This window comes from Sphingomonas sp. (genome assembly GCF_051962185.1).
In the GTDB taxonomy this organism is placed as follows: domain Bacteria; phylum Pseudomonadota; class Alphaproteobacteria; order Sphingomonadales; family Sphingomonadaceae; genus Sphingomonas.
The window spans coordinates 1-9,993 of the sequence record NZ_JBQCCN010000116.1 but is presented as its reverse complement, the minus strand read 5'-3'; the positions used below and the strand labels follow the sequence as shown (position 1 = coordinate 9,993).

Genomic DNA, 9,993 nt, shown 5'->3' with positions numbered 1-9,993 from the left:
GGCGCCGACGACGAACACGTCGCCGACCTTGAGCGTGCCGCGGGTGACGAGCACGGTCGCGACCGGACCGCGGCCCTTGTCGAGCTTGGCCTCGATCACGGTGCCTTCGGCGTCGCGATCGGGATTGGCCTTCAATTCGAGCAATTCGGCCTGGAGCTGAATCTTCTCGATCAGCTCGTCGAGCCCGGTCTTCTTGAGCGCCGAAACCTCGACGTCCTGGACGTCGCCGCCCATCTGCTCGACCACGACTTCGTGCTCGAGCAGGCGCTCGCGAATCCGCTGCGGATTGGCTTCGGGCTTGTCGACCTTGTTGATCGCGACGATCATCGGCACGCCTGCCGCCTTGGTGTGGTTGATCGCCTCGATCGTCTGCGGCATCAGCCCGTCGTCCGCGGCCACCACCAGCACGACGATGTCGGTGACGTTGGCGCCGCGCGCGCGCATCTCGCTGAACGCTTCGTGGCCCGGCGTGTCGAGGAACGTGATCTTCGACTTGTCCTTCAGCGTGACCTGATAGGCGCCGATATGCTGGGTGATGCCGCCGGCCTCGCCGCGCACCACGTCGGTGCCGCGCAGCGCGTCGAGTAAGCTGGTCTTGCCGTGATCGACATGGCCCATGATCGTGACGACCGGGGGGCGCGGCTGCAGCGTCTCGGCCGCATCCTCGACCGTGTCGGTGGCGAGGTCGATGTCCGAATCGCTGACGCGGGTGATGTTGTGGCCGAATTCGGTGACCAACAGCTCGGCGGTGTCCTGGTCGATCGTCTGGTTGACGGTGACCGGCATGCCCATCTTGAACAATGCCTTGACCAGGTCGGCGCCCTTTTCCGCCATACGGTTGGCGAGCTCCTGAACGGTGATCGCGTCCGGCACGACGACGTCGCGGACCTGCTTCTCGCGCGGCGCCGAGCCGCCCATGTGACGGCGATGTTCCTTTTCACGCGCGCGCTTGAGCGCCGCGAGCGAGCGGGCGCGCGCGCCTTCCTCACCACCGAGCGCGCGGTTGACGGTCAGCTTGCCGCCGCGGCGTTCCTCGCCCTTGCGGTCGCGCTGGCCGGGACGCGCCGGCTGCGAAGTCTCGACGCGACGCGGGGTCGCCTGGCCGGTGCCGGTCGGAGTCGCGCGCGCGGCCGGAGCCGACGGCGCGGCGGCTGCCGGAGTTGGCGCGGGAGCCGGCGCCGGGCGCACGATCTCGGGCCGCTGCACCGGGGTGAAGCGGCGCGGCGCGGGCATCGACGGATCGAGTTGCAGCGCGACCGGCTCGGGGGCCGGTGCCGGCGTCGGGGCGGGAGTCGGCGCCGGCTTCGGCGCGGCGGGCGCTTCGGCGGCGGGCGCCGGAGTGGGTTCCGGTGTCGGGGCAGGGGCCGGCGCAGGCTCGGGGGCCTTGGCCTTTTCCTCGGCGCGGCGTGCGGCTTCCTCGGCCGCGGCCTGGCGCTCGGCATCTTCGCGACGACGCGCTTCCTCGAGCGCCGACATGCGCTGCTCTTCGGCTTCGCGCAGCAAGCGGGCCTGGCGTTCCTGCGGCGTTTCCGCAGCGGGCGACGGCGCGCGCGGGGCGGGCGCGGGGGCGGGCGCCGGGGTCGGTGCGGGCGCTTCCTCGACGACCGGCGCTTCGGCCGGGCCGCCGGCGTTGGGGCCGAGCACGCGGCGGCGCTTGACCTCGACCACGACGGTGTTCGAGCGCCCGTGGCTGAAGCTCTGCTTCACCTTGCCGGTCTCGACCGTGCGCTTCAGCCCCAGCGGCTGGCGCATCCCGAGTTTCGGCTTGTCGTTATCGGTATCGCTCACTCAGTAACCTCGTCGTTGTCGGCCTTGCCGCCGGCACTTCCTGCTTTCGCGCGAAGCGCCGATGCGCCCTGCGAGGCCGTTTCGCAAGGCTCGGGTGTCAATTCAGGGCCGATAAAAAGCCGCCAGCGGTCGAGCGCGTCACGCAAGCGCACCGCGGCAGCGGGGTCGGTCACGGCGATATGTACCACATTTTCGCGGCCTAACGCCAAGGACAATATGGTGCGCGGCAGCGGCACTGCCAAGCCCTGCTCGCCGGAGCCTTCGCGATCGCGCCCCACGCGCCACGCCTGGGCCAGCTTGCGCGCGCCGTCGGGCTTCGCATCGGACGCGTGGAGCAGCAGGTGGACCTGACCCGATCGCGCCGCGGTTTCGATCCGCTCGGTGCCGATCAGGATCTTGCCCCCTTTCGACTCCAGCCCCAGCCGGTCGAGGAACGCGCGCTGCAATTGCTCGGCGATCCGCGCGCCGAGATCGGTCGGGATGTCGAGTGTGTTGGTCTTGAACGCCCGCGCCAGTGCGCCGCGCAATTTGCCCTTGGCGTTGGCGGCGTCGAGCTCGCTCTGCGTCACCCCGACCCAGGCCCCGCGCCCCGGCGCCTTCGCGCGGATATCGGGCAGCACTTGCCCGTCCGGCCCGAGCGCGAGCCGGATCAACTCGCCGCGCGGCTCCCGGTCGCCCGACAGGATGCAACGGCGGACGGGGTCGTCAGTCTTCGCCCTCCTCCCTTGAAAGGAAGGAGTCGACGTAGGTGACGCTATCGGAGAATTGGCCGTCTCATTGCGAGGGGACCGCATGCGCGTCTCCCTCGATCTTAGGGGCGTCGCGGTCGGCGATCAACAGGCCGCCCGCCCCGTAGTTTTCGGTCGATACTTCCTCGATCACGATCTGCACGGCAGCCGGGTTCTTGCCCAGCCGCTCGACGAGCGACTTGGTGACGTCCGCCACGATGCCGGACTTCTGGTCCTTCGTGGCGGTGCCGGAGATGCGGATCGAGACGAACGGCATCAGGCTTCTTCGCCCTCCGCCGCCGGCGCTTCCTCGTCCTCGAACCAATGCGCGCGGGCGGCCATGATGATCTCGTTGCCCTGCTCATCGGTCAGGCCGTATTCGGCGAGTACGCCGCCCTTGTCCTCGGGGCGCTTGGGCGCGTCCTCGGCGCGGCGGCGCGGTTCCTGGCGCTTCTTCTGGACCAGTTCGTCGGTGGCGAGGTCGGCGAGGTCGTCGAGTGTCTTGATGCCCGCCTTGCCGAGCGTGACCAGCATCGCCTCGGTCATGTACGGCATGCCGGCCAGCGCGTCCTCGACGCCGAGCGCCTGGCGCTCTTCGCGATTGGCCTGCTCGCGGCGGTCGAGCGCTTCCTGCGCACGGCTCTGCAGTTCCTGCGCCAGGTCCTCGTCGAAGCCCTCGATCGAGGCGAGCTCGTCGAGTTCGACATAAGCGACTTCCTCGAGCGCGCCGAAGCCCTCGGCGACCAGCAGCTGGGCCAGCGTCTCGTCGACGTCGAGCTCGTTCTGGAACATCTCCGAGCGCTCGACGAATTCGCGCTGGCGCTTCTCCGAGGCGTCGGCCTCGGTCAGGATGTCGATCGCCTTGGCGGTCAGCTGGCTGGCCAGGCGGACGTTCTGGCCGCGGCGGCCGATCGCCAGGCTGAGCTGGTCGTCGGGCACCACCACCTCGATCCGGTCCTCTTCCTCGTCGATCACGACGCGGCTGACCGAGGCCGGCTGCAGCGCGTTGACGACGAAGGTCGCGGTGTCTTCCGACCACGGAATGATGTCGATCTTCTCGCCCTGCATTTCCTGGACGACCGCCTGGACGCGGCTGCCCTTCATGCCGACGCAGGCGCCGACCGGGTCGATCGACGAATCGTGGCTGATCACGCCGATCTTGGCGCGCGAGCCCGGGTCACGGGCGGCCGCCTTGATCTCGATGATGCCGTCGTAGATTTCCGGGACTTCCTGCGCGAACAGCTTCTTCATGAAGTCGGGATGCGCGCGGCTCAGGAAGATCTGCGGGCCGCGGTTCTCGCGGCGGACGTTGAGTATGATCGAGCGGATGCGGTCGTTGACGCGGACGACTTCGCGCGGGATCTGCTGGTCGCGGCGAATGACGCCTTCGGCTCGGCCCAAATCGACGACGACGTGACCGAACTCGACGCGCTTGACCACGCCGGTGATGATCTCGCCCATGCGGTCCTTGAATTCCTCGAACTGGCGCTCGCGCTCGGCGTCGCGGACCTTCTGGAAGATGACCTGTTTGGCGGCCTGCGCGGCGATGCGGCCGAATTCGATCGGGGGCAGCGGATCGACGATGAAGTCGCCGACCGACGCGTCCTTCTGGAGCTTCTGCGCGCCCTTCAGGTCGACCTGCTTGAAATAGTCATCGACCGCCTCGACCACTTCGACGACGCGCCACAGGCGGAGGTCGCCGGTGTTGGGGTCGAGCTTGGCGCGGATGTCGTTCTCGGCGCCGTAGCGCGCGCGGGCGGCGCGCTGGATGGCGTCTTCCATCGCCTCGATCACGATGCCGCGATCGATCATCTTTTCGCTCGCGACCGAGTTCGCGATCGCGATCAGTTCGGCCTTGTTGGCGGAAACGGCGGTGGCCATCAATTCTCTTCCTCTTCGAATTCTTCTTCGGCGCCCTCGGTGGAAAGGGGCGCAGTTGCAGCCAGTAATTTGTCGGTGATCAGCAGCTTCGCGTCGGCGACCTGGTCGAAGCCGATCGTCATCTTCATGTGCTTCTTGACGTCGATCGTGATGCGGTCGCCCTCGATCCCGGCGAGATCGCCGGTCAGCTGCTTGCGGCCATCGACCGGCGCGGTCAGCTGGATGCGTGCCTCATGCCCCGCCCAGTCGGCGAAATCCTTGAGTCGCGTCAGCGGCCGGTCGATCCCGGGCGAGCTGACCTCGAGTCGATAGGCGTCCTCGATCGGATCCACCTCGTCGAACAGGTCGGAGATGCGGCGCGACAGGTCGGCGCAATCGTCGATCGTCAGCTGGCGGGTATCGGGCCGCTCGGCCATCACCTGCAGCGTCAGGTCGTCCTTCCCTCCGAACATCTTCACGCGCACGAGGTCGAAACCCAGGGCCTTGGCCTCGGGCTCGATCAAATGCGTCAGTCGGGCGATGTCCGCCATGGGTTTCCGTCAAACAAGCAGGTTCGGCGCCGGGGGGCGGGAGCCCTCCGACCTCTTCACCTGACGATGTAGAGATTGAGGGCGATATAGGCCGCTCGGTGCGCCCTGGCAAGCGGCAACCCTGGCGATGCGCGAGGCGTTGTGCCAGCGTCGTTCCCCCGCCCGTTGGAGACTTGGTCATGATCCGTCGCGTGCTGCTCTCGACCGCCCTGGTCGCCACCGCCTGTTCGGGGTCGACGGGCGCGCAGACCAATGCGCAATCGGCCACCACAAAAAGCGGCGTGCCGCGCAATTCGCCGCTCGAACCCGATATCCGGAACGTCGCGGCAACCACCGGGCGCGCCAATCTGCCCGCCACGCCGGCGCCGTTCACCGTGACCGATATCGGCAAGTTCGATTCGCCCTTCGCGATGGCTTTCCTGCCGAACGACCAGGGGCTGCTGGTGACCGAGAAGAAAGGCGTGTTGAAGTTGCGCCAGCCCGACGGCAAAATGGTCGAGATCGCCGGCGTACCCGAGGTGGCGCGGGGCGGACAAGGCGGCCTGCTCGACGCCGCGATCGCGCCGACCTATGTCGACAGCCACATCATCTACCTGAGCTATGCCGAACCGGGCGCGGGCGGCAGCGCGCTGGCGCTGGCCAAGGCGAAACTTGATCTGAAGGGGCGCAAGCTCGATGATCTATCGGTAATCTGGCGCTCGGGATCGAACGGACCGGGCGGCCAGTTCGGCTCGATCATCACCTTCTCGCCCGACGGGCAATATCTCTTCCTGACCTCGGGCGAACGCCAGCGCTTCACCCCGGCGCAGGATCCCAAGCAGGCGCTGGGCAAGATCCTGCGCCTGACGCTCGACGGCAAGGCGGCGGTCGGCAACCCGATGTACGAGAAGGGCGGCGTCGAGGCGATGACCTGGACCACCGGCCACCGCAATCCCTATGGCTTGGTCTTCGCCGCCGACGGCAGGTTGTGGGAAGAGGAGATGGGCCCGCGCGGCGGCGACGAGCTCAACCTGATCCTGCCGGGCAAGAATTACGGCTGGCCGATCGTCTCCAACGGCGACAATTATTCGGGCCAGCCGATCCCCGACCATCCCAGCCGCCCCGATCTCGAAGCGCCCAAATTGTGGTGGAACCCGTCGATCTCGCCCGGCGGGATGATCTATTATTCGGGCAATATGTTCCCCGAGTATAAGGGCTCGCTGTTCATCGCCGCGATGTCGACGCCCGGCCTCGTGCGCGTGACCTTGTCGGGCGACACCGCGACTCCGGCCAATTTCTGGGATTTCGGCACGCGTATCCGCGATGTCGCCCAGGCGCCCGACGGATCGATCTGGCTACTCGAGGATGGCGAGCGGGGCGCGGGCGGGCGGCTGATGCGGCTGACGCCGAAGAGGTGATTTTCGCGTAGGCGGTGCCGATTTCCAGCCCTCTCCCGCAAGCGGGAGAGGGCAGTTCAACAAGCGCTCCCTCATGCTGCCTTTGTAGGCGCGCCGGCAGAAATCTACCGCCGCACGATCAGGTAATTCATCCGCGCCGCGGCGATCGGCTTGTCCGGGTCGTCCTGCCAGGCGGTCGCCTCGACATTGGCGACGCGCGTGCCGAGGCGGGTGACGATGCCGCGCGACCGGGTCGGCTTGTCGCGGCCGCCGCGCATGAAATCGACCGTCACGTTGACCGGCTTGATCTCGCCGCCGCCCTCGCCCTCAAGTGCGTCGTGCAAGGCGACGATCGCCGCCATTTCCATCAGCCCGCTGATCGCCCCGCCATGGAGGAAGCCGGGACGGCCGAGCACATCGGTCGCGAACGGCATCACCAGCAGCGGCGCACCGTTGCCGTCGCGCTCGGCGGTGAGGCCGAGCAATTGCGCATAAGGAGGAAGCCGGTCGATCATCGCGGATAGCCGTCGGGCGCCATGAAGGTGCCGGCGACATGCGCCAGCGGGTCGCCCGGGTCGCCGTCATGCGCCTGCCCCCGCACGAACGCGATCGAGCGCGTCAGCCGATAGCATTCGCCGCGGCCGATCACCGTCCTGCCCGGGGTCGCTGGGCGTAGGTAATCGACCCGCAAATCGAGCGTGGCGTGCGCCACAAAGGCATTGGCACGCAGCCACACCCCCATGCTGGTCGCCATGTCCATCAGCGCCACGATCGGGCCGGAGGCAATCACCCCGGTCTCGACCGCGCCGATCAGCCGCTTGTCGTACGGCAATTCGAGCTCGGCCCAATGAACGCCCTCGTCCACGCCATGCCCGCGATAGCCGATGCCGAGCGCGCCGCCATGGCCCAGCCGGCTGCGGAAGAAGCGCTCGGGATCGAATTGGAAAGCCGCCGTCATGCCGGTCAGCCCTACACGCGCCGCCGCTCGGTGCAACTTCATCCGGCATGAGATGCCGTCCGTCGGGCATGCGACACGCCAAATCCTCCCCATCGCAGATGGGGAGGGGGACCGGCCGCGAAGTGGACGGTGGAGGGGAAAATCCCGTCCTCGCGGCTTCGCCGCTGCGACCCCTCCACCATTCCCACGCTTCGCGTGGGGAGGATTAAGGCTGCAAGTTCGTCCTCCCGATCACGCGCCTCTTGCCTTGTCGCCGCGACCGGCTAGCCTTGCTGACATTGATGTAAGGAGAGGCGGATGCATCCCAGCGTCCATGCGCGGACCAACGCCGACAAGCCGGCGCTGATCGTCGCGGAAACCGGCGAGACGTGGAGCTATGCCGAACTCGACCGGCGCTCGAATCGCGCCGCGCAGCTGTTCCGGTCGCGCGGCCTGACGATCGGCGACACCGTCGCGATCTTCATGGACAATGTCCCCGATTATTTCACGCTGACCTGGGGAGCACAGCGCGCCGGGCTGTTCTACGTCTGCATCCCGTCCAAGCTGACCGCGCCCGAGGCCGAGTATATTATCCGCGACTCTGGGGCGAAACTGGTTGTCGCCTCGGCCGCTTTGGCCGCGGTCGCCGAAGCACTCGGGCCGTCGATCATGGATCTCGGCCGGCTGATGCTCGGCGGCGCGGTCGCCGGCTGGGACAGCCTCGAGGACGCACTGGCCGCGCAGCCCGACACGCCGATCGCCGACCAGCGCGCCGGGGTCGACATGCTCTATTCGTCGGGCACCACCGGCCGGCCCAAGGGCGTGCGCGTCGCTCTGCCCGAGGATCCCGACATCGCCGCGGTCAGCGTGCTGTCGATGCTGGCGCAGGGCCTGTACGGCTTCAGTGCCGATACGATCTATCTCAGCCCCGCGCCGATGTACCATGCCGCGCCCTTGCGCTGGTGCATGACCGTCCACCGGCTCGGCGGCACGGTGATCATGATGCAGCATTTCGATCCGGTCGCGGCGCTCGCGCTGATCGAGCGATATCGCGTCAACGCCAGCCAATGGGTGCCGACGCATTTCGTTCGCATGCTCAAGCTCGACGAGGCCGATCGCCGCCGCCACGACATCTCCAGCATGAAGGCCGCGATCCATGCCGCCGCGCCCTGCGCGATCCCGGTCAAGGAAGCGATGATCGCCTGGTGGGGGCCGGTCATCTACGAATATTATGCTGGGTCGGAGGGTAACGGCCTCACCTCGATCAACTCGGAACAATGGCTGGCGCACAAGGGATCGGTCGGCAAGCCGGCCTATGGCATCGCACACATTTGCGGTGAGGATGGCGAGGAACTGCCGGCGGGAAGCGAGGGACTGATCTATTTCGAAGGCGGCAGCGCGTTCGCCTATCACAACGATCCGGCCAAGACCGCCGAAGCGGCGAACGCCAAAGGCTGGACCACTCTCGGCGATATCGGGCGGTTGGATGAAGAGGGTTATCTCTACCTCACCGACCGCAAGAGTTTCATGATCATCTCGGGCGGTGTGAACATCTACCCGCAGGAGATCGAGAACCGCCTGATCACCCATCCCAAGGTCGCCGACGTCGCGGTGATCGGCGGCCCCGATCCCGACATGGGCGAGCGGGTGATCGCGGTGGTCCAGCCCGCCGACATGGCCGACGCCGGGCCGGCGCTGGCCGAGGAACTGACCGCCTGGTGCCGCGCCGAATTGTCGGGGGTGAAGATGCCGCGCCAGATCGACTTCGCCGCCGAATTGCCGCGCCACCCGACCGGCAAGCTCTACAAGCGCTTGCTCCGCGACCGCTATTGGGGCGAGAGCGGATCGCGGATCGTCTGACCCACCCGTCATGCCAGCGAAAGCTGGCATCTTGTGGAAGGGAATACCGCAGGAGACCCCAGCTTTCGCTGGGGTGACGTCTTTTGGAGAGCGCCATGAACGACCGCGTCACCATCCAGATCGCCGACCAGATCGCCGATGTCCGGCTCGCCCGGCCCGACAAGATGAACGCGATCGACCCGGCGATGTTCGAGGGAATCGGGGAGGCGATCGATTCGCTCGCCGGCCGGACCGACGTCCGCTGCGTCGTGCTGTCGGGGGAGGGACGCGGCTTCTGCGCCGGGCTCGACATGGTCAGCATGCAGGGCGGCGGCTCGGGCCTGTCGGCGCGCGGCCGCAACGACCAGGGCGCGATTCTGCCGCAGCACGTGTCCTGGGGCTGGCGCAATCTGCCGATGCCGGTGATCGCCGCGGTCCACGGCGTCGCGTTCGGCGGCGGCTTCCAGATCATGTCGGGCGCCGACATCCGCATCGCCGCGCCCGCCACGCGCTTCGCGATCCGCGAGACGCATTGGGGCCTCGTCCCCGACATGGCGGGCTTTCCCCTGTGGCGCAGCCTGGCGCGCGACGACGTGCTGCGCGAGCTGGTCTACACCGCGCGCGAATTCGACGCGGCGGAGGCGCTCCAGCACGGCTTCATCACCCGTATCGCGGTCGATCCGCATGAGGCGGCGATGGATCTGGCGCGCGAGATCGCCGGGCGCAGCCCGCACGCCATCCGCGGCGACAAGCGCCTGCTCAACATGATGCATGACGCCGACCCGCTGGCGATGCTCGAGGCCGAGACCGAGGAGCAGGTCAAGGTGATCGGCAAGCCCAACATGATGGAAGCGGTCGCGGCCAACATGCAGAAGCGCCCGGCGGTCTTCGACGACTGACCCTTGATGCGCGCG

At 67.7% G+C, this 9,993-nt stretch carries 10 protein-coding genes; 3 read left to right on the top strand and 7 right to left on the bottom strand.

Annotation, left to right across the window (positions count from 1 at the left end; all coding sequences use genetic code 11):
- The 5 genes from infB to rimP form a co-directional block, all read right to left on the bottom strand.
- Positions 1-1,788 (bottom strand): translation initiation factor IF-2 (gene infB / locus ACTHJR_RS06650; RefSeq protein WP_440522341.1); only part of this gene is annotated, 1,788 nt, incomplete at its 3' end.
- Complete coding sequence (locus ACTHJR_RS06645) at positions 1,785-2,582, bottom strand: DUF448 domain-containing protein (protein ID WP_440522340.1); 798 nt, start codon at positions 2,580-2,582, stop codon at positions 1,785-1,787. The genes ACTHJR_RS06645 and infB, both read right to left, overlap by 4 nt.
- On the bottom strand, positions 2,563-2,793 hold the full coding sequence (locus ACTHJR_RS06640; RefSeq protein ID WP_440522339.1) for a tautomerase family protein: 231 nt from the start codon (positions 2,791-2,793) through the stop codon (positions 2,563-2,565). The genes ACTHJR_RS06645 and ACTHJR_RS06640 overlap by 20 nt, the downstream gene beginning before the upstream one ends.
- On the bottom strand, positions 2,793-4,397 hold the full coding sequence (gene nusA, locus ACTHJR_RS06635) for a transcription termination factor NusA (RefSeq protein ID WP_440522338.1): 1,605 nt from the start codon (positions 4,395-4,397) through the stop codon (positions 2,793-2,795). The genes ACTHJR_RS06640 and nusA overlap by 1 nt, the downstream gene beginning before the upstream one ends.
- On the bottom strand, positions 4,397-4,927 hold the full coding sequence (rimP, locus tag ACTHJR_RS06630) for a ribosome maturation protein RimP (protein ID WP_440522337.1): 531 nt from the start codon (positions 4,925-4,927) through the stop codon (positions 4,397-4,399). The genes nusA and rimP overlap by 1 nt, the downstream gene beginning before the upstream one ends.
- 179 nt (positions 4,928-5,106) lie before the next feature.
- Here rimP and ACTHJR_RS06625 point away from each other — a divergent pair, with 179 nt between their 5' ends.
- Entirely contained in the window at positions 5,107-6,324 is a 1,218-nt protein-coding gene (locus tag ACTHJR_RS06625) for a PQQ-dependent sugar dehydrogenase (RefSeq protein WP_440522336.1), read from the top strand.
- A 104-nt stretch (positions 6,325-6,428) separates the two neighbouring features.
- Here the strand turns inward: ACTHJR_RS06625 and ACTHJR_RS06620 are convergent, their stop codons facing one another.
- Both ACTHJR_RS06620 and ACTHJR_RS06615 read right to left on the bottom strand, forming a co-directional pair.
- Entirely contained in the window at positions 6,429-6,818 is a 390-nt protein-coding gene (locus ACTHJR_RS06620; protein WP_440522335.1) for a PaaI family thioesterase, read from the bottom strand.
- Positions 6,815-7,303 (bottom strand): PaaI family thioesterase, encoded by a 489-nt coding sequence (locus ACTHJR_RS06615; protein ID WP_440522334.1) that lies wholly within the window; start codon positions 7,301-7,303, stop codon positions 6,815-6,817. The genes ACTHJR_RS06620 and ACTHJR_RS06615 overlap by 4 nt, the downstream gene beginning before the upstream one ends.
- A 255-nt stretch (positions 7,304-7,558) precedes the next feature.
- On the opposite strand from ACTHJR_RS06615, the gene ACTHJR_RS06610 reads away from it, so the two are divergent.
- Positions 7,559-9,100: an acyl-CoA synthetase gene (locus ACTHJR_RS06610; RefSeq protein WP_440522333.1), complete on the top strand. Its 1,542-nt coding sequence runs from the start codon at positions 7,559-7,561 to the stop codon at positions 9,098-9,100.
- Between the two features lie 95 nt (positions 9,101-9,195).
- The gene (locus ACTHJR_RS06605) at positions 9,196-9,978 is read left to right on the top strand and encodes a crotonase/enoyl-CoA hydratase family protein (protein ID WP_440522332.1); all 783 of its coding nucleotides are present in this window, start codon (positions 9,196-9,198) and stop codon (positions 9,976-9,978) included.
- Positions 9,979-9,993 lie beyond the last annotated feature (15 nt).